1 protein-coding gene is annotated in these 388 nt (G+C 49.2%); it reads left to right on the top strand.

The genetic code is table 11. The features are described 5' to 3' along the window. Positions 1–388 (top strand): hypothetical protein (locus F0L46_RS27755; RefSeq protein ID WP_149822415.1); only part of this gene is annotated, 388 nt, incomplete at both ends.

The raw sequence follows: 388 nt of genomic DNA, 5'->3' as shown, positions 1-388 counted from the left end.
CTTCTAACCAAGACCTCGAGGAGAAACTGTACAACAGCATCCTCACCGGCGACTACGACAGTGCTGTCCGTCAGAGCTTGGAATATGAGAGCCAAGGCAAGGGCTCCATCATCCAGAATGTAGTTAACAACCTGATCATTGACGGAAGTCGGAACACCATGGAGTACTGCTACAAGCTGTGGGTCGGCAACGGACAGCACATTGTCAGAAAGTACTTCCCCTATAACTTTAGACTCATCATGGCGGGAAACTTCGTTAAGCTCATTTACAGAAACTACAACCTCGCTCTGAAGCTCGGCCCCACTCTTGATCCCGCGAACGAGAGACTTGCATACGGCGATGGTAAGGAAAAGAACAGCGACCTCATCAGTTGGAAGTTCATTACCTT

Source organism: Salinarimonas soli (assembly GCF_008386575.1).
Classification (GTDB): Bacteria; Pseudomonadota; Alphaproteobacteria; order Rhizobiales; family Beijerinckiaceae; genus Salinarimonas_A; species Salinarimonas_A soli.
Note: the sequence above shows the minus strand (reverse complement) of the source record. Positions and strands in the feature narration are given on the sequence as shown.